This is a genomic window from Janthinobacterium sp. GW821-FHT03C08 (assembly GCF_059420905.1).
Window position 1 is genome coordinate 52,712 of sequence record NZ_JBWKUP010000024.1, and the last position, 15,986, is coordinate 68,697.

General features: G+C 59.4%; 25 protein-coding genes and 1 tRNA gene. 16 read left to right on the plus strand and 10 right to left on the minus strand.

Annotation, left to right across the window (positions count from 1 at the left end; translation table 11 throughout):
- From adeC to AC07VL_RS25985, 3 genes are all read left to right on the plus strand, one after another.
- Positions 1-1,449: an AdeC/AdeK/OprM family multidrug efflux complex outer membrane factor gene (gene adeC / locus AC07VL_RS25975; protein ID WP_494808402.1), complete on the plus strand. Its 1,449-nt coding sequence runs from the start codon at positions 1-3 to the stop codon at positions 1,447-1,449.
- 63 nt (positions 1,450-1,512) lie between these two features.
- Positions 1,513-2,127: a TetR/AcrR family transcriptional regulator gene (locus AC07VL_RS25980; RefSeq protein WP_152256861.1), complete on the plus strand. Its 615-nt coding sequence runs from the start codon at positions 1,513-1,515 to the stop codon at positions 2,125-2,127.
- Positions 2,128-2,229: 102 nt separating this feature from the next.
- Positions 2,230-2,306, plus strand: a tRNA-Pro gene (locus AC07VL_RS25985).
- A gap of 122 nt (positions 2,307-2,428) precedes the next feature.
- Here the strand turns inward: AC07VL_RS25985 and AC07VL_RS25990 are convergent.
- The 8 genes from AC07VL_RS25990 to AC07VL_RS26025 form a co-directional block, all read right to left on the minus strand.
- Entirely contained in the window at positions 2,429-2,638 is a 210-nt protein-coding gene (locus tag AC07VL_RS25990; RefSeq protein ID WP_494808403.1) for a helix-turn-helix transcriptional regulator, read from the minus strand.
- 31 nt (positions 2,639-2,669) lie between these two features.
- Complete coding sequence (locus AC07VL_RS25995) at positions 2,670-2,993, minus strand: hypothetical protein (RefSeq protein ID WP_494808404.1); 324 nt, start codon at positions 2,991-2,993, stop codon at positions 2,670-2,672.
- Positions 2,990-3,382, minus strand: coding sequence for a hypothetical protein (locus AC07VL_RS26000; protein ID WP_494808405.1), 393 nt, complete (start codon positions 3,380-3,382; stop codon positions 2,990-2,992). Before AC07VL_RS26000 ends, AC07VL_RS25995 begins: the two co-directional genes overlap by 4 nt.
- Positions 3,379-3,567, minus strand: a complete 189-nt coding sequence (locus AC07VL_RS26005; RefSeq protein ID WP_494808406.1) for a hypothetical protein — start codon at positions 3,565-3,567, stop codon at positions 3,379-3,381. Before AC07VL_RS26005 ends, AC07VL_RS26000 begins: the two co-directional genes overlap by 4 nt.
- Positions 3,564-4,142 (minus strand): hypothetical protein, encoded by a 579-nt coding sequence (locus tag AC07VL_RS26010; RefSeq protein ID WP_494808407.1) that lies wholly within the window; start codon positions 4,140-4,142, stop codon positions 3,564-3,566. The genes AC07VL_RS26005 and AC07VL_RS26010 overlap by 4 nt, the downstream gene beginning before the upstream one ends.
- A gap of 98 nt (positions 4,143-4,240) precedes the next feature.
- Complete coding sequence (locus AC07VL_RS26015) at positions 4,241-5,044, minus strand: phage antirepressor KilAC domain-containing protein (protein WP_494808408.1); 804 nt, start codon at positions 5,042-5,044, stop codon at positions 4,241-4,243.
- The gene (locus tag AC07VL_RS26020) at positions 5,041-5,622 is read right to left on the minus strand and encodes a helix-turn-helix domain-containing protein (RefSeq protein ID WP_494808409.1); all 582 of its coding nucleotides are present in this window, start codon (positions 5,620-5,622) and stop codon (positions 5,041-5,043) included. Before AC07VL_RS26020 ends, AC07VL_RS26015 begins: the two co-directional genes overlap by 4 nt.
- 71 nt (positions 5,623-5,693) lie before the next feature.
- Positions 5,694-6,419, minus strand: coding sequence for a S24 family peptidase (locus AC07VL_RS26025; RefSeq protein ID WP_494808410.1), 726 nt, complete (start codon positions 6,417-6,419; stop codon positions 5,694-5,696).
- Between the two features lie 384 nt (positions 6,420-6,803).
- Here AC07VL_RS26025 and AC07VL_RS26030 point away from each other — a divergent pair, with 384 nt between their 5' ends.
- On the plus strand, positions 6,804-7,118 hold the full coding sequence (locus AC07VL_RS26030; RefSeq protein ID WP_494808411.1) for a hypothetical protein: 315 nt from the start codon (positions 6,804-6,806) through the stop codon (positions 7,116-7,118).
- Between the two features lie 109 nt (positions 7,119-7,227).
- Entirely contained in the window at positions 7,228-8,079 is an 852-nt protein-coding gene (locus tag AC07VL_RS26035) for a transcriptional regulator (protein ID WP_494808412.1), read from the plus strand.
- On the opposite strand, the gene AC07VL_RS26040 is transcribed toward AC07VL_RS26035, so the two are convergent.
- Complete coding sequence (locus AC07VL_RS26040; protein ID WP_494808413.1) at positions 8,042-8,227, minus strand: hypothetical protein; 186 nt, start codon at positions 8,225-8,227, stop codon at positions 8,042-8,044. The genes AC07VL_RS26035 and AC07VL_RS26040 overlap by 38 nt on opposite strands.
- Before the next feature lie 188 nt (positions 8,228-8,415).
- Here AC07VL_RS26040 and AC07VL_RS26045 point away from each other — a divergent pair, with 188 nt between their 5' ends.
- From AC07VL_RS26045 to AC07VL_RS26070, 6 genes are all read left to right on the plus strand, one after another.
- Entirely contained in the window at positions 8,416-8,886 is a 471-nt protein-coding gene (locus AC07VL_RS26045) for a hypothetical protein (RefSeq protein WP_494808414.1), read from the plus strand.
- Positions 8,887-8,889: 3 nt separating this feature from the next.
- Positions 8,890-9,768, plus strand: a complete 879-nt coding sequence (locus AC07VL_RS26050; protein WP_494808415.1) for a phage replication initiator YdaU family protein — start codon at positions 8,890-8,892, stop codon at positions 9,766-9,768.
- Positions 9,755-10,399 (plus strand): DUF6475 domain-containing protein, encoded by a 645-nt coding sequence (locus tag AC07VL_RS26055; protein WP_494808416.1) that lies wholly within the window; start codon positions 9,755-9,757, stop codon positions 10,397-10,399. The genes AC07VL_RS26050 and AC07VL_RS26055 overlap by 14 nt, the downstream gene beginning before the upstream one ends.
- 140 nt (positions 10,400-10,539) lie before the next feature.
- Positions 10,540-11,043: a hypothetical protein gene (locus AC07VL_RS26060; protein WP_494808417.1), complete on the plus strand. Its 504-nt coding sequence runs from the start codon at positions 10,540-10,542 to the stop codon at positions 11,041-11,043.
- An 83-nt stretch (positions 11,044-11,126) separates the two neighbouring features.
- Positions 11,127-11,486: a DUF7225 domain-containing protein gene (locus AC07VL_RS26065; protein WP_494808418.1), complete on the plus strand. Its 360-nt coding sequence runs from the start codon at positions 11,127-11,129 to the stop codon at positions 11,484-11,486.
- 345 nt (positions 11,487-11,831) lie between these two features.
- Complete coding sequence (locus AC07VL_RS26070; protein ID WP_494808419.1) at positions 11,832-12,062, plus strand: hypothetical protein; 231 nt, start codon at positions 11,832-11,834, stop codon at positions 12,060-12,062.
- Between the two features lie 141 nt (positions 12,063-12,203).
- Here AC07VL_RS26070 and AC07VL_RS26075 read toward each other — a convergent pair whose 3' ends face one another.
- Complete coding sequence (locus AC07VL_RS26075; protein ID WP_494808420.1) at positions 12,204-12,437, minus strand: hypothetical protein; 234 nt, start codon at positions 12,435-12,437, stop codon at positions 12,204-12,206.
- Between the two features lie 322 nt (positions 12,438-12,759).
- Here AC07VL_RS26075 and AC07VL_RS26080 point away from each other — a divergent pair, with 322 nt between their 5' ends.
- The 5 genes from AC07VL_RS26080 to AC07VL_RS26100 form a co-directional block, all read left to right on the plus strand.
- Positions 12,760-12,954 carry a hypothetical protein gene (locus tag AC07VL_RS26080; RefSeq protein WP_494808421.1) on the plus strand — a complete coding sequence of 65 codons (195 nt, stop codon included), beginning with the start codon at positions 12,760-12,762 and terminating at the stop codon, positions 12,952-12,954.
- 11 nt (positions 12,955-12,965) lie between these two features.
- A complete protein-coding gene (locus tag AC07VL_RS26085; protein WP_494808422.1) occupies positions 12,966-13,556 on the plus strand; it encodes a hypothetical protein in 591 nt (196 codons plus the stop codon).
- Positions 13,556-13,966, plus strand: a complete 411-nt coding sequence (locus AC07VL_RS26090) for an HNH endonuclease (RefSeq protein WP_494808423.1) — start codon at positions 13,556-13,558, stop codon at positions 13,964-13,966. Before AC07VL_RS26085 ends, AC07VL_RS26090 begins: the two co-directional genes overlap by 1 nt.
- Before the next feature lie 100 nt (positions 13,967-14,066).
- Complete coding sequence (locus tag AC07VL_RS26095; protein ID WP_494808424.1) at positions 14,067-14,372, plus strand: terminase small subunit; 306 nt, start codon at positions 14,067-14,069, stop codon at positions 14,370-14,372.
- Between the two features lie 10 nt (positions 14,373-14,382).
- A partial coding sequence (locus tag AC07VL_RS26100; RefSeq protein WP_494808425.1) for a terminase large subunit occupies positions 14,383-15,986 on the plus strand: 1,604 nt, incomplete at its 3' end.

Here is a 15,986-nt window from a genome sequence, read left to right on the forward strand (position 1 = left end):
ATGAAAAAATCGCTATTCTCCATGGCGGCACTGGCCTTGCTGGCCGGTTGCAGCCTGGCTCCCACGTACGAGCGTCCGGCAGCGCCGGCGCCCACGGCGTGGCCGACGGGCCCGTCCTACAAGGCCGACACGGCCGCCACCGACGCCAAGCCGGTGTCGGACATCGCCTGGCGCGAGTTCTTTGCCGACGCGCGCCTGCGCCAGGTACTGGAACTGGCGCTGGCCAACAACCGCGACCTGCGCGTCTCGATCCTCAACATCGAGAAGGCGCGCGCCACCTACGGCATCGAACGCGCCGCCCTGATCCCGACCCTGTCGGCGTCGGGCGGCCAATCGGCCACGCGCATTCCGAAGAACACCAGCACCACGGGCCAGGAATACATCAACCGCCAGTACACGGCGAACCTGGGTGTGTCGGCTTACGAGCTGGACTTCTTCGGCCGCGTGCGCAGCCTGTCCGACAGTGCGCTGGAACAATACCTGGGCACGGAAGAAGCACGCCGCGCGCAGCAGATCAGCCTGGTGGCCGAAGTGGCCAGCACTTATCTGAACCTGGTAGCCGACCAGCAGCGCCTGCGCGTGGCGCAGGACACCCTGAAGAGCCAGCAGTCGTCGTATGACCTGGCCGTGCGCCGCTTCAGTGCCGGCGCCACATCCGGCCTGGACAAGTACGATGCCCAGACCAGTGTCGAATCGGCCCGTTCCGACGTGGCCGTCTACACGAGCCAGGTTGCGCTGGATCAAAACGCGTTGGTCCTGCTGGTGGGCAGTCCTGTGCCGGCCGAGCTGCTGCCGCAAGGCGAGTTCGGCGCCGTCACGGCGCTGGCCGAGATTCCGGCCGGCCTGCCGTCGGACGTGCTGCAGCGCCGTCCCGACGTGCTGGCGGCGGAGCGCACCCTGCGCGCCGCGAATGCCAACATCGGCGCGGCGCGCGCGGCCTTCTTCCCGCGCATTTCGCTGACGGCGACGGCGGGTTCGGTCAGCGACAACCTGTCGGGCCTGTTCAAGGGCGGCAGCGGTACGTGGAGCTTCATTCCGCAGATCAGCTTGCCGATCTTCGATGGCGGCGTGAACCGCGCCAACCTCGATATCGCCAAGGTGCAGCGTGAAATCTCCGTGGCGCAATACGAAAAGGCGATCCAGGTCGCCTTCCGCGAAGTGTCCGATGCGCTGGCCCAGCGCGGCACCATCGACGAGCGCCTGCAGTCGCAGGAATCGCTGGTCGAGGCGTCGACGAAAAGCTACACCATCCACGACGCGCGCTACAAGCAGGGCGCCGAGTCCTACCTGAACGCCCTGGTGGCCCAGCGCGCGCTGTACACGGCGCAGCAAAGCCTGATCACGGCGCGCCTGGCCAAATCGACCAACCTGGTGACCTTGTACAAGGTGCTGGGCGGCGGTTGGCAGCCTGAGCAGACAGCCGTCGCGGCGGCTGGCGGCGCCCAATAATCACGGGGACGCCGACGCCGGCCTTGCCCGCGAGGGCAGGGCCGGCGCGCTACTGGAAAAGTCATGAACCAAGTTGAAAAGAAGCATCCGGATCCCGAGCGCGCCAATACGCGGCGCAAGCAGGTGCTCGATGCGGCGGAGAGCTGCTTCAGCCGCCGCGGCTTCCACGGCGCCAGCATGGCCGAGATCTCGAAGGCGGCCGGCATGAGTGCGGGCCACATCTATAATTATTTCGACAGCAAGGATGCGATCATCGCCGCTTTCGTCATGCAGAATACGGAGCGGGTGTCGAACCTGATGCAGGACCTGGCGCAGCGCGAAGATCCGTTGCAGGCCGTGATCGACAATGCGGGCGAGCATGTGCTCGAAGCGCTGGACCCGAAAACGTGGATGATGCCGCTGGAAATTTTTGCCGAAGCGTCGCGCAATCCGGCGATCGCCGAAATGCTGCAATGCTCGGACCAGCGTTCGCGTCAATTATTTCTCTCGATCATACGCGATGCGCGCATCAAGCGGGGCTTGCCGGCCGACGAGGAAATGCTGCAAGGGCGCCTGAACGCCCTGGTGGCCCTGTACCAGGGATTGCCGGTGCGCTTCATTCACAATCCGGACGTCAAGGTCGAACCCCTGATCGCCGGTTTTCGCATCATCCTGACGGCCTTATTGCTGAACGAATAGGGCGCTTGCCACGCGCATGCAAAAAAGTTTGCGCAGTTCGATATGAATCATGCGTAAAGCATGGCAAAAACCTAAAAGCGTCTGCTATAATTCCCACCTCGTCGGGGCGTAGCGCAGCCTGGTAGCGTACATGCATGGGGTGCATGGGGTCGGAAGTTCGAATCTTCTCGCCCCGACCAATAGAATCAAGGACTTAGGCCAATCTTCGGATTGGCCTTTTTCTTGTCCGCGATTTTTACCCCTACATTTACCCCTACAGTTCAACTGCCTCACATTCCCTCTCGCGGCACGTCTTGAAACCTTAGTTTTTCCCCTTGCTGGCGATGATGCACTTTTGCTGCCAAGCGGCCACTTCCGTCGAATCCCACGCGATCGCCCGCGGGCCGATATGAACTGGGGCAGGAAAACTACCGTCCTTTGCGCCTCGTAAAATCGTGCTGCGCGAGCGGCCCGTGGCTTCGATCACGGCCGGCAGCCGCAGGAATTTTTTCACTTCGCTCATATCGGTCATTTTTTACTTTCAGTTGATTTCAATATTTTGATCAGGTCGACTTAGTTTCGGTTGTTCTGCTGGCCGAGATCCTGGCCAACTTTGTGCAGGCCTTGGTCATGCGCACTTTCAATGCATAGACCCGGCGCCGGGCCTGCTGCAGCAGCTTGTATTGCGGCGCCGTGAAGGCGCGCACGGCGGCGTGCGCTGGGTCGTCTTTCTGGATAAGCTTGTTGAGCGTGCCGTGGGTCGCTTCATATTGCTGGATGGCCTGGTGGTACCGGCCCTCGGCATGCGTAACCGCTTCTTGGGCGCGCCAGTGGTCCATGGCCAACTCGCCGATCACTACCAACTGCACGAGCTGCGCGGCGCTCATTGTGCACCGCCCATCAGGTCCCCCGGCGTGGTGGCCAGCTCCAGCAGCGCGAAGAATTCGGCCGCGCCGCCGATGGCGCGCACTGCGTCGGCGGCTAGCTGTTCCAGGTGCGGCACCATTTCGTTTGCTTCGATGAGGCGTACGAATTCCGCCCGGCTGCTGAAGCCGCCGGCAGTTGCAGCCTCCAGAAGATGCTTGCTGATGCAGCCGGCGTACTCGCGACCCACTGGCGCACCGAGTGGAGAACTTGCGGCCGTCATCATTACTAGGGCCAGCGCCGCGTTCTGCTGCGCCGTGCCACCCATGTTCATCGCCGTCGCCATCGGCCGGCCGGCCGCTGCGCGCGCGGTTAAAGCTTCTTCCACCGCCCAGGTTCTTTTCTTCTTCATTCCTTGATCCTCGTCAGTTTGTCCAGGCTGTCAGCGATGTCGCTGGCCAGCGTGGCGCAGGTTTCCAGTGCTTCCGGCTGGGATGCCGGTTCCATAATTTCGATTGCGGCCAGCAGCGCGCCGACGACGTCGGCCAGGCCGGCCAGGCGCTTGATGGTGGTGGCGCGGGATGGGGCAGCAGTCACGCTGCGCCTCCCGCAGGAGCCGGCCGCTCCAACTTGACGCCGAAGTAGTGCCCAATCGTTTCCGCCAGGCGCGCCCGGTGCCCATCAATAAAATCGTCCATATGGAGCAGGGCGAGTTCGATGGTGATGCTGGCCGACCATGCGCCGCAGCTGATCGAAAGGGACTCGCCTGGATTGCCCAGCAGCAGATCGCCACCCATGAAGGTCAGCATTGGCGTAAAGCCATCGCGAGGCGCGATTGGCAATCCCTCACTTACTCCCAACGGCTTACGGATTGCCTTGAGCTTGTCTGGCTTTGGAGTTTTGTCCCAAGGCACCACGATCAGCTCTTCCATCCAGCGAGGATCCTTCTCGTCGCGGAACAGCTTGATTGCACGCGGCACATCGGCAAACGTGGCGCCACACCACAGCTGCTTGCCATTCTTGTCGTGAATATCGCAATAGTCATCAAGGTCGGGCGTAGAGCTGGCCAGCAAGAAAACGTCGACCAGGCCAGAAATTACGGTTGAGACAGCAGAGGCAGGCTGCTGAACTTTGCCGATCTGTAAGATTGTGGTATTGTTATTATTCGCCATGGTCTTTCTCCAAAAAATTAGGGCGCAACAGTCCGGCCGGTGCGTCAACACCGGTTGGGCTTTTTCTTTTTGTGGGGCGGCTTTTTCAGCCTGAGGGGCTATGAGGGATCAAGGCCCAATCGGTGCTGGTGCTGAGGAGTTGCGGCGGACAACTTCCGTTCCGCAGCTTCCGCCGCGATCATTTCCGCCAGCCTGGTCAAGCCTTTGTTCGTGATGCGGACTTGTTGGCGCGCCTTCCGTTCGCCAGTGGTTTTGCTCTCGTACCCGAAGGTGTTGTATCGCAGGTCAAGTGCTTGCAGCCTGGCGCGATACGCCTTGAAGCCTTCCGCACCCGCTCGCTCGTAGATCCAGCCTTTGCTGACCAGGTAGTCAGTCAGGGCGTGCTGGGGCATATTGAGTGTGGCGGCCGCATCGCGGAAGCACATCGAGCCGCTGGCGTCCGAGATTAAATTGAAGCCAGCAACGGCGGGCGCTTGCTCTGCGACCTGGTGCTCAAGCTGTGCCGCTTTGCTGGCCAGGGCGCGCTTCGCCTCGACCTCGTCGGCCCAGGCGCGCGCGGCGGCGGCCGGGTCGGCGAAGTTCGGCAGCGATGGCGCTGCGACTTCGTGCTCCAGCTCGTGCCAACGCGCGATCACCTTGCGGCGCAGCACGGCGCTGTAGCCGGTCAGCAGGGTGTCTGTCAATTCGCGGTCGAGAAAGTACTCGGTTTGTTGGCGGTTGGAGCCGTCCAGATAGATGCATCCAAATTTGGATGCATCTTCACCGAGTTCGCAAAGCATTTTTTCGGTATCACGCTTGACGTGAAAGTGTTGCTTGCCAGTCAGACCCGCAATTTCCCTGGTCGACATGGTCGTCGGCGCGGATGCTGCCAGCAGCAGCTCGTGTGGTTGACGGGCGCTCATACTGCACCTGCAGCGATAATCGCCGCGCGGCGCTCGGCGGAGCGGCTAGACGTGCTGCCTTGCAGTCCTGCTGCGCCTAGTTGCGCGCCCACCAGCAGGCGCTGCTCGTCGGTCAGCACGTTTTGCAGGGTGTTGATGATCAGTTCGGCCAGCAGCAATTCGTGGAGCGCGGCCGGCGCAGCAGGTGCTGCGGCTGGCGCATCCATTCCCAGCAGGGTGGTGACTGCATGCAAGTGGCGGTAGCTCGGTACCGAATCACCCGTTTCCCACTTGTGGATGGCTTGCGGGCTGATGCCGATTTTATCGGCCAAGGCGGCTAGAGTGAGGTTGTTGCGGGTTCGGGCTGCGCGCAGGCGCTCAGGGAAGCCGGCCGGGCAAGGTGAGTTTGCGTCAACTTCGTCAGCTGCAATGCCGACTTCCACCAACGTCACCAGTTCGGCATTCAGCGTGTGGCGGTTTTTTGCTGCACGGGCTTTCAATTGGCTGCGCATGCCTACGGGCAAGCGAAGCGCCACTTGGTCGGAGCCCCGGCCGGTAGTGGCTGTTGCGGTGTTCCTGGTGGTAGCGATGCTAGTCATAATTTCCTCAAAGATCGGAATCGATGAGGATATTCTAAACTAACTAAACATCATGTCAAGAAAAACCTAAATTAAAATTCATCTTGTAAAGTCATGGTGCGAGAAATTGCTGAAATCAGGTGCATTGAGGTGATTTCTGATGCGGCAAGGAGGGTGGTTGGTGCGCTTTCGTTTATATCGCCGAACGTAATTTCTTCCTCTCCAGGGTAAAAATAAAGAAGTTGGGCGACCATGTGCTCCCCATTGGTCAGGGTTATAAGGGCATCGTCACCCGGCACTACATTTTGGTTTGGCTCCACTACGAGGAACTCGCCACTCTTCACGCGTGGGCGCAGTTTATTTCCTCGTACGAGTAGTGCGTATGCATCTGGATCGCGCGAATGAAACTGCAAAAATCGTGCTTTATCCGCACTTGCCATTTCAACGATTTTCACTGCTCCTGCGTCTTGAGCAAGCAGGGTAGCCTTGACTATGAGATTTCGAGGTATCAGATTCCCCGAAGTGGGTTCCATCGGCGCCGGATAATCATCGCTCAGCGAGGCGGGCTTGAGTGTGCTCGCCGATTCGCCGTCAGTAATTGGGCGATCCATCCATCCTGAGGGCATGCCGGCTGCCTCTTCCAAGGATCGTGCAGCACGCTCCCCTATGCTCCGACCTTCGTTATATGTCTCGGAAAGGTATTGGGACATCCGTGATCTGGAGTAGTCAAATCGCCCGGCGAAGGTTGAGATGTTGCCTCCTGCAATGTTATCGATCAAGAGTCGAAGGCGCGCGCGCCGAATTGCGTAGATGTTCATACAGCCCCCATTTAGTAAAGCCTAAATATACTGTAGATTTAACTTGACGTAAATGGTTAGATATACCTAAACTATGGGTATGAATTTCTATACTTTCCTCAGGGATATTCCCCGTTCTGCACGTCTCTCGTTTGCCTCGCGCTGCGGGACTACTTATGCTCGTTTGCGCCAGATTGCTTACGGCAATGAACCCGCCAGTCCAGAGTTGTGTGTGGCGATTGATCGAGAGTCTCTCGGAATCATCCATTACGCTTGTGTCAATGATCGTTGGTTGGAGCGGAATGGTGCGCAGGACGGCCGAAAGCGTATTGCGATGGATTGGAGCTACGTGGAGGAGCAGGCTAGGGTTCGCGCTGCACGGAGTGCCCCCACCAAGGAAGCCCCATGACCACCACCGATAACGCCGCAGGCGCACCGGCAGTAGATGGTGGCGCCGAAATCAAGCTTGGCGCCGACACTGCGCCGCTCCAGGCGGCGCTGGCATCACTTGAAGCTGTTTTTAAGACTTCGCCCGAAATCTGCCAGCATTTTCTCGGCGGCCTCAACACCTTTGTCGAACTCTGTCGGGTTGACGGTGAAGGCGGTGCCGCAGCTGGTGCAGGTGACATTTGGGTCATCTTTCAGCCGTCCGATCGTCTCCGAGATTTTTTGCTCGCAGCTCGGGCAGGGGATCTGCAATTGGACGCTGCTGGTATCTAGTTTCATGAGGGTTCCTTTGCTCTGTTGTTGAAGTTGGGGAACTTAAATAGTAGCGCATTTGGCAACCCTCACCCTTACACGTTATTCTTTATTTGATATTGGAAGCGCCATGACCCTATCCGAATACCTCACTGCGCACGGGCGCGCCATTCAACTGGCGGGCGCTGTTGGTGTGACGCCTGCGACCGTATCGAACTGGAATACCGGTAAGCATCCCGTGCCGGCCGAACTGGGCGCCGCGATCGAGCGCGCCACCTGCGGCCAAGTCACGCGGCAGGAACTGTTTCCAGACACCTGGGCGCGCATCTGGCCCGAGCTGGTGCCGGCCGACCTTCCCGGAAAATTTTCCGGCAACTCCACCATTGACCACGCCGCCGAGCTGCGCGGCGCCATCGCGCAAACGCGCTTGGTGTTCGAGGGCCACCGCGATGCCCAGGATGCGCTGGAATATCTGGAGCAGGTGCTAAAGGCCTGCCAGTTGGGCGTGGTAAATCAGCCGCGAACCGGCATGGATACTGGCGCTGTCCCGTCCATCTGCGACCTGGCGGTCAAGATCGACACCTCTGACCTCGACCGCGCGCTGGCGCTGGCCGAAAAGCTCAGTGAAATGATCGCAAGTTGGGCGCCGGCTTTTGCCGCGGCGAACGCCAGCATCGCCACCACGATGTCGGCCGCCGGCGAGAAGGCCGCTGCAGCGATGCGCGCGCAATCCGCGCAGCTGGTGGCTGATGCCGAGCACACCACCGGCCAGGCCGGCCAGCGCGCTACCGAGCTGCCAGTGGCACTGTCGCGCGAGGCCCTTACTGTAAAGGACGCCGCGCGCGCTGAAAAGATTGTTGATGCCTTGTGCGCGATGGCTGCTGGCGGAATAAGTTCCCATCAGTTGAGCCATGCCTGTGATGCCCTAGTTGCTGCCGTTCGCTCTATTCCGCGAGATCTGGCCTCTTCATCAAACGGATAGCGTATTGCTCAATGAAGTCGTGGCAGAAATCAGCTAAATAAGCGCCTTCACCAGTGGATACCTTATTTAGTAAATCTGGTTGCGATTTCATAATGAACTGAAGTTGATTTTCAGCTTCGACGCGCGCACCAGTTTGTGTGTAGCTCATGGGTAGTTCCTTTCGTAAATTGTTGAGTGGAATTGGCAATTTAACACGGGAGGTGCTGCCCGCCCATTTATCCGGCCACGACGCCGGAACAAGTTTCAAACGGGGCAGCGGCTGCGCAGCCGCGACCAAGCGATTTCAGCCCGCTGGTCACGCCCCGACCCTATACCTGGCTGAATGAAACCGTGAACATGAAATCGCAATTTATCCAAGACCTCCAAGCGCCGGCTGATCCTGATCGCTTCCTTGCCATGACCCAGGTGTATCAGCGGGCAGCCAGCATGCCACTGCCCAAACCATCGGGCCCTGGCTTGCATTTGAGTGACATGCCGATCAACCGGGGCATGCTGGCCGTGGTCGGCGCCATGCGCAAGCACGGCGACAGCGAGCAGGCGCTGCGCGCCACCATGATGCGCATGATGCATATGGACGAGATATTCGAGGCCCGAGACCACTTCGGCGACTATATCCGGCCAAGCATGGACGACGAAGGCATCATCGAGGTGGCTGATGTGTTGATGAAGGCGGTGGCGGTGGCGCGCATCTTGCCGCTTGGCGAAGGCGCCTGCTTTGATTTGGAAGATGTGCTGGCGCATGCGCAGCGCTTCGACGCGGCCGACAATCCAGCAGCGCCGTCGGACAGTTCACGGGCGGAGGTGTAAGGCATGCGTGATTACGGAAAGCTTCATACGTCTTTTTGGACCAGTTCGACAATCCGGGGCATGTCGGAAGACGGTAGGACGCTTGCTTTCTACTTGCTCAGCTGCCCGCACGGGACTATCGCCGGCGTTTTTCGCCTGCCAGATGGCTATGCCTGTGAGGACTTGCAATGGGATGCCGAACGGGTTCAGAAAGGGTTTGCGGAACTGTTCCAGAACGGTTTCAGTAACCGTTGCGAAACCACGAAATGGGTATGGGTAACCAAGCATTTTGATTGGAACCCGCCTGAAAACCCGAATCAGCGAAAGGCCATCGCAAAGGTGGTGCTGCAAATCCCTGATGATTGCGTATGGAAACGTGATTTCATGCGGGTTTCAGGCGTTTTTTTCGGCGCAAACCAATCATCAAAAAGTAACCCTTCCGAAACCGTTCCGGAACCCTTGCCGAATCAGGAACAGGAACAGGAACAGGAACAGGAACAGGAACAGGAAAAAATCATAGCGACCGTTCCGGCCGCATCGGCTGCGCCAAAATATTCAGCCAAGGCCGATCTGGTCGCATCAGGCGTCACCGAACAAACGGCGGCCGACTGGCTCGCCTTGCGCAAGGCCAAGAAGGCGCCGGTGAGCAGGACCGCCCTGGACGCGATCAAGCGGGAGGCCGAGAAGGCCGGCATGAGCCTGGACTCGACCCTGGCGCTGTGCTGCACGCGGGGCTGGCAGGGGTTCAAGGCCGAATGGGTCACCCAGCAAGCCGTGCGCGCCGGGCCAGGGCAGGGCGGAACTGGAACGGTCTATGCGCAGACCATGGCCAACGCTGAGCGCGCCAAGGCCCGAATTTTCGGCAATGCAGCACCACAGGGAGACGAGCATGACGCAGGATGACTACGAAGAATTTTCAGGCATGGTCGGCGCGATTACCGAGCTTTACGGCCGCGTTGCGAGCGAGTTTGCGATCACGATCTGGTGGGGTGCGCTGCGCCAGTACGACCTGCCAGCTGTGCGCCAAGCATTCGATCGCCACGTGCGCAATCCCGACACCGGCCAGTTCGCGCCGAAGCCGGCCGACCTGATCCGGATGATGGGCGGAACGACGCAAGACTCGGCGCTTGTGGCTTGGTCGAAGGTCGACCGCGCGCTGCGCGTCGTCGGCCCATACCGAAGCGTCGTGTTCGATGATCCGCTGATCCACCGCGTGCTGGTCGAGATGGGCGGCTGGGTCGCGCTGGGCGCGAAGAACGAGCAGGAATGGCCGTTTGTCGCGAAGGAGTTCGAAAACCGGTACCGCGGCTATCGGATGCGCAACGAGCGGCCGGATTACACGCCGGTGCTGGTGGGCATGTCGGAAGCGCAAAACCAGCGTGTCGGCTTTGGCGTGGAGCCGCCGATGATGATTGGCGACCAAGCGCTGGCCGCGCGGGTGATGGCGGGCGGAACGACGCAGCAGATTGTCGCTATGGCGCCGGCCGGTACGCTGGCCGCTGCACCGCGCCGCATCGATGGGCATGCCGCCTGAGCCAACCATTCGGCGAAACAAGCGGTGATGCGTATAGCCCATTCGGCAACAGCCGCCACCGGAATCCAGGATTTCCTGTGGTTGCCGCCGGCAGCGCACCTCGACAAGATGTAGAACACGAGCAAATACAAGGACTTCAAGTGAACGTAATCCAGAAATATACCAGCGCCCTCGGCTCCTCTAACCTGCGTGACGACGCCCACCACCACAGCACCGAGGTGTTGGCCGCCGCGGCGCTGTGCCGCGACCTGGGCACCAAGCTTTTCCGCGTGAAGTACGCCGGCGACGCCACGAGCTACCCGGCGCTGCTCGATGCTTGGCGCGAGGTCGTGAAGAGCAAGGCAGGACACCGGACCTGGCCGGCCGACGTGAGCCCGGCCAAGGTGGCGCGCCTGTCGCTGGATCACTGGCTAAACGATGTGTGCCCTTCCTGCACCGGGCGCGCCTACGAGCCGGTGCGCGGCCAGGCAACGGTGATGTCGGACATCGCCTGCCGCGCCTGCGCCGGCAGCGGCACGCGCGCCGTGCAGGCCCAGCACAAGATGCTGCACCTGGTGGAGGATATGGTGGAGGCGCTCAACGCCATGGCGGCGCACGCAGCTGGCCAGACGATGAAGCGGTTGGCTGCAGACATGGCGCTATAAAGTGCTATGCTTCATTAGGTCATTCTCATTCGTTTTCAGCCTTGCTCGACGAAAATGTCGCGAACCCTCTGAAAGGAAACAAAATGGCAACCAACCTTTTGCGCGTCATTGCAATCGAGAGTGCTGGCAAGCAGTTGCAGGCACAATACGGCGATGACCCGATACCGCGCGGTGAAATTATCGATGAAGCCTCGCGAATCGGAGGGTACGCCAAGTCGAGCATCATACCCTCAGACTTCTGCTATAACTGCGTGAATAAAGATCCAGTTTCAGCATCTATGGCGAATGTAATGTTTGTGAAAGTGGATCGAGGACGATATAAGTTTTTAGGGCGCGGGCAGTCGTATTCCGGGGAAGTTACCTGGACCCGAAAAGGGGAGTCGCCGCGGCCGGTAGGTATGTGGATTAACGGCGATTACAAGCCGTATGCCAGCAAGCCCTGAACCGCCATTGCTCAGACATGTTTGAGGGCGCCCAATCGTTCAGTATGGGGTTGTAAAATTTTCTGCGAACTGTTCGTAAACACAGTATATAATTGACGCACTGCGCGCCTTACGATCCATCCAGCGCGCATAATTCAAGCCAAGCGCTACGGCGCGACGCAGGGCAGCGGCAGACCTGAAGCCGAGACGTTTGATGCGTTGCCGCGCCCGAAAATATTGAAGCCTGCCACCTTACGGTCGCGGGCTTTTTTACGGTGAGCAGGACTCCTTGATAAAATCAGGTTGCTTGTTTGTTTTTCAATTTCTTCTTGTTATAGTGGCTTTTCACATTCGCAAGGAGGACTCATGAAAAAACAGCCGAATTTCCGTCCAAGAGTTATTGAGCCGGCGAACGATGGTGCGCCAGGCGGCGTTGGGGTCGGGGTCGAACTGGAGATGTCCGGCGTCGTGCCGGGTCTTCACGGCGATACCGTCCTGCTTTACATGGCGGACGATTCCACGATGGAACAAGCCGAACAGTTGCGCAACTTGCTGCATCAGGTTGTGGTAAAAATCGCTGTGAGCAATCCAAAATAGCGCAAGCGATGCCGAAAAGTTTGGTGGGCCGCCGCGAGCGGCCCTTTTTTATATCGCGACCTGATCATCCGCGTCGACGGTCTTCTTGCGCCTGAACGAAAGCCCGCCTCTTTGCTGACGCGGGGTTTTTTTGTATCGATTTTAGGATTTATGTACTGCGAACACAGATAAACGCCACTGAATTGGTTGATTTGTAGGGTGTTGTGCATGAATTTGTGGCGGCAGTATGTGCCCTTTAGCAATTCCAATTTCATGACCGCATGCATGGCAACGGTAGATACCAGCATCAGGCGCGGCAACGCCCGGGTTATGCAGTAAGTCAAATGCGTTATGGTCAATCTTTGTGACAAACTGGTCGTATTTAAAGCTCGCCATTGGCTCTCTCCAATTGGGTTGGGGGAATATGTTTATTTTGCAACAGTGTATTATTGCATACTGCTATTTTAAAAAGTTAAAAAATAAATATTACGTTTGTTGCGCAGATCATTAGGCAGTCGCACACAAGCGGCGGCCTACGTGTCGGGACTCAAAGTCGGCAGGTAATTAGGTCACTCTGAGCTGCAACTCTGGCGACCAATCACCCAAAGGTACTCGCGGAAACCTGCTGGAAGTCCGCCCCATCTCTCCTTACCCCGCACGCCGGGTTTCGCCGCCTGCCGCATCACTGCGCTGGCGGCTTTTCTATTTGAGGTTGCATATGCAAGCACTGCACTGGCGTGACGAGATCATGCGCGCCACCCAGGCCGGTGACATGCGCCGCATCGACCAGCTGGCCGCACAGTTGGCGCAGGCAGAAGAGGCGCGCCGACTGATGCGGGCGTTGACCCATTGCCCAGCATGCGCTGCTGGCGCGGCGGCCGGCCTGGTACCTGATGCCACGACCACCACCTGAAAGGCAATACCATGCTCACTCCCACCAGCAAGCAACCCATGCTCACCAGCATGATCGAGAAGCGCATTCGTCAAGGTGCTGAACCTGTGGCGCGTGCCGATGCCGGCGCGCTTGAAGCGGTCATCTTGACGGAACTGCGAAAGATCGACGTGAACCAGCAGTACACCAGTTTGTACAACTTCATTGACGAGGTGCGAGCGTGCCGCCTGAGTGCGCTGATCGAGGCGCGCACAGCGGCTGTGGCTGACCGCATGGTCGCCAGTAGCCAGCCGGTCAGCGCCTCCCGCAAAGGAGAATACGTCGCTGCTGCTGTGGCTTCTGGGTTCAGCGCCGGCATCGACGCCAAGCTGTCCGAGTTCCTGGGTGATGCATCGGCGCCGACGACTGCCCTCGATGCGGAAGTGGCCGGCGAGATCGGGCAAGGCGATCTGCTGGTGGTGACTGTGCCGCATGCGGTGAGCCGCGAGCAGCGCGACAGGATGCGCGCAGACATCCGTAAAGAGCTGGGCTGCAACGTTCGCATCTTGATCGCGGATGGCGGCACCACCATTGCGGTGATGGCCGTCCCTGCTGCAGTTGGCGACGGCATCACGGGCGATTGATGGCACCTCGCCTCAGTACGCTGAGGTCCAAGCTGCAAACGCTGCCGGGCCGCATGGTCACGGTAAGCGCGGACTCGTGGCGCTCCGGCAAGGAAAGCAGCACCGCGCGCGGCTACGGCTACAAGTGGCAACAGGCCCGCGCCGCCTACCTGGTGAAGCATCCGTTCTGCGCGTACTGCTTGCGTGACGCTGGTATCAGCTACGAGCAGGATGCGGTAGCCATTGGACTGGCGTGTATGGCCAGGGGCATCGGCCTGCCGCACGCCCAGATGGTAGACCATATCGAGCCGCACCGCGGCGACATGAAGGTGTTCTGGGATTCGACCCGGTGGCAGTCCCTTTGCACCACGCACCACAGCCGCGATAAGCAGCGCGAAGAAGCTGCGGGCCTGATGCGCGAGGCGCGTTGAGCCCATAGGGAGGGGGAGGGCAAATCTCTGGGGCTTTTTTGACCTAGACCACCTGCTTTCTCACGCGCAGAAAATTTTCCCATTTTCAAACGGAATTCAAATGGCAGGCCAACCTGGAAAAAGTGGCGGGGCTCGCGTCGGCGCTGGCCGAAAGCCGAAGCCGCCCAATTTAAGTACGTCGACAGCGCTTCTGACGAAAGACCCGAAAGATTTTTTGGTGGCGGTAATGAATGATCCCGCTACCGAAATGAAGACCCGTACCGACGCGGCAAAGGCGCTCCTGCCATTTGTGCATAAGAAGCTTGGCGAAGGCGGCAAGAAAGATCAGAAACAGGAGGACGCGAAAGCGGCGGCGAACATGTTCGCACCCATGGCGCCGCCGGCGCTCAAAGTTGTAAAGAAGTGAAGGAGCGGTAATGGAATGGTCAACGGCATGCCTGGACTGGGAAGAGAGGCTGTGCGCGGGAAGACCTATTATTCCGCCCCCGATTTTTCCAGACAACGCTCAGCAGGCCCTGAATATTTTCAAGGAACTGAGGGTAGTTGATCTTCCCGGCAAGCCAACGTTCGGAGAATGCAGCGAGCAATGGGTGTTCGACTTCGTGGCCGCAATCTTCGGCGGCTATGACGGCGAGACAGGCAAGCAGTTGATCCGGGAGTATTTCCTGTTGATCAGCAAGAAGAATTCGAAATCGACCATTGCTGCAGGGATCATGCTGACAGCGTTGATCCTCTGCTTTCGCGAAGAGGAAGAGCATTTGATCTTGGCGCCGACCAAGGAGGTGGCCGATAACAGCTTCAAGCCAGCCGCTGGAATGATCCGGGTCGATGAGAGACTGTCGGCGATATTCCATATTCAAGACCATGTGCGGACGATTACACATCGCGTCACGCGCAATAGCTTGAAGGTCGTCGCTGCAGATACTGACACCGTCTCGGGGAAAAAGTCGGGCCGCGTGCTGGTCGATGAGCACTGGGTGTTTGGCAAACGCGCGAACGCCAGCGGCATGTTCATGGAGGCCACCGGCGGGCAGGTATCGCGCGAGGAGGGCTGGGTGATTTATCTCACAACCCAGAGTGAAGACCCGCCAGCCGGTGTTTTCAAGGAAAAGCTTCAGTACTACCGGGATGTGCGGGACGGGAAAATCGACGATCCCAAGTCGCTCGGTGTGATCTATGAATTCCCGGACGCGATGATCAAAGCCAAGGGTTACCTCGAACCGGCGAACTTCTACATCACCAACCCGAACATGGGGCGCTCCGTCAGCGCCGAATGGCTCGCCGACAACCTCAAGAAAAATCAGGCTAAAACGGACGGATCGTTTCAGCAGTTTCTGGCCAAGCACCTGAACGTCGAAATCGGCATGAACCTGCGGTCCGACCGCTGGGCCGGCGCCGACTTCTGGGAGGAAGCGGCCGAGCCAGGCCTGACGCTCGATGCGCTGCTCGATCGCTGCGAGGTTGCAGTGGTGGGTATCGACGGAGGTGGACTGGATGACTTGCTGGGCCTGGCCGTACTGGGTCGGGAGTGCGAAACCCGCCGCTGGCTGTTGTGGACGCATGCATGGGCGCACGAAATTGTGCTGAAACGTCGTGCGGAGATTGCGCCGCGGCTTCAGGACTTCGCTGCCGCCGGCGAGCTCACGCTGGTGGAGCGCCCTGGGCAAGACGTTGCGGCTGTGGCGGATATCGTCTGCCAGGTGAGGGACGCAGGCCGCTTGCCGGAAAAGCAGGGCATTGGTGTGGATGGCGCGGGCATCACCGATGTGGTGGATGAGTTGGTGGCACGCGATTTTACGATCGATGACATCGTGGCCATTTCGCAGGGCTGGAAGCTGAACGGTGCCATCAAGACAACCGAGCGCAAGGTGGCTGGCGGTGAGTTCGTACACGCCGGCCAGGCTTTGATGGCCTGGTGTGTCGGCAATGCCCGCACGGTCCCTAACGGAAACGCAATATCGATCACGAAGCAGGCCAGCGGCACCGGGAAGATCGATCCCCTGATGGCGGCGTTCGACGC

Excerpts from the sequence above, each read along its gene's own strand:
- AC07VL_RS26000 (WP_494808405.1), bottom strand. The coding sequence starts at position 3,382 with ATGAAGAAGAAAAGAACCTGGGCGGTGGAAGAAGCTTTAACCGCGCGC.
- AC07VL_RS26035 (WP_494808412.1), top strand. The coding sequence starts at position 7,228 with ATGACCCTATCCGAATACCTCACTGCGCACGGGCGCGCCATTCAACTG.
- AC07VL_RS26070 (WP_494808419.1), top strand. The coding sequence starts at position 11,832 with ATGAAAAAACAGCCGAATTTCCGTCCAAGAGTTATTGAGCCGGCGAAC.
- AC07VL_RS26010 (WP_494808407.1), bottom strand. The coding sequence starts at position 4,142 with ATGGCGAATAATAACAATACCACAATCTTACAGATCGGCAAAGTTCAG.
- AC07VL_RS26045 (WP_494808414.1), top strand. The coding sequence starts at position 8,416 with ATGAAATCGCAATTTATCCAAGACCTCCAAGCGCCGGCTGATCCTGAT.
- AC07VL_RS25990 (WP_494808403.1), bottom strand. The coding sequence starts at position 2,638 with ATGACCGATATGAGCGAAGTGAAAAAATTCCTGCGGCTGCCGGCCGTG.
- AC07VL_RS25995 (WP_494808404.1), bottom strand. The coding sequence starts at position 2,993 with ATGAGCGCCGCGCAGCTCGTGCAGTTGGTAGTGATCGGCGAGTTGGCC.
- AC07VL_RS26090 (WP_494808423.1), top strand. The coding sequence starts at position 13,556 with ATGGCACCTCGCCTCAGTACGCTGAGGTCCAAGCTGCAAACGCTGCCG.
- AC07VL_RS26080 (WP_494808421.1), top strand. The coding sequence starts at position 12,760 with ATGCAAGCACTGCACTGGCGTGACGAGATCATGCGCGCCACCCAGGCC.
- AC07VL_RS26095 (WP_494808424.1), top strand. The coding sequence starts at position 14,067 with ATGGCAGGCCAACCTGGAAAAAGTGGCGGGGCTCGCGTCGGCGCTGGC.
- AC07VL_RS26040 (WP_494808413.1), bottom strand. The coding sequence starts at position 8,227 with ATGAGCTACACACAAACTGGTGCGCGCGTCGAAGCTGAAAATCAACTT.
- AC07VL_RS26085 (WP_494808422.1), top strand. The coding sequence starts at position 12,966 with ATGCTCACTCCCACCAGCAAGCAACCCATGCTCACCAGCATGATCGAG.
- AC07VL_RS26025 (WP_494808410.1), bottom strand. The coding sequence starts at position 6,419 with ATGAACATCTACGCAATTCGGCGCGCGCGCCTTCGACTCTTGATCGAT.
- AC07VL_RS26075 (WP_494808420.1), bottom strand. The coding sequence starts at position 12,437 with ATGGCGAGCTTTAAATACGACCAGTTTGTCACAAAGATTGACCATAAC.
- AC07VL_RS25980 (WP_152256861.1), top strand. The coding sequence starts at position 1,513 with ATGAACCAAGTTGAAAAGAAGCATCCGGATCCCGAGCGCGCCAATACG.
- adeC (WP_494808402.1), top strand. The coding sequence starts at position 1 with ATGAAAAAATCGCTATTCTCCATGGCGGCACTGGCCTTGCTGGCCGGT.
- AC07VL_RS26055 (WP_494808416.1), top strand. The coding sequence starts at position 9,755 with ATGACGCAGGATGACTACGAAGAATTTTCAGGCATGGTCGGCGCGATT.
- AC07VL_RS26015 (WP_494808408.1), bottom strand. The coding sequence starts at position 5,044 with ATGAGCGCCCGTCAACCACACGAGCTGCTGCTGGCAGCATCCGCGCCG.
- AC07VL_RS26050 (WP_494808415.1), top strand. The coding sequence starts at position 8,890 with ATGCGTGATTACGGAAAGCTTCATACGTCTTTTTGGACCAGTTCGACA.
- AC07VL_RS26065 (WP_494808418.1), top strand. The coding sequence starts at position 11,127 with ATGGCAACCAACCTTTTGCGCGTCATTGCAATCGAGAGTGCTGGCAAG.
- AC07VL_RS26020 (WP_494808409.1), bottom strand. The coding sequence starts at position 5,622 with ATGACTAGCATCGCTACCACCAGGAACACCGCAACAGCCACTACCGGC.
- AC07VL_RS26030 (WP_494808411.1), top strand. The coding sequence starts at position 6,804 with ATGACCACCACCGATAACGCCGCAGGCGCACCGGCAGTAGATGGTGGC.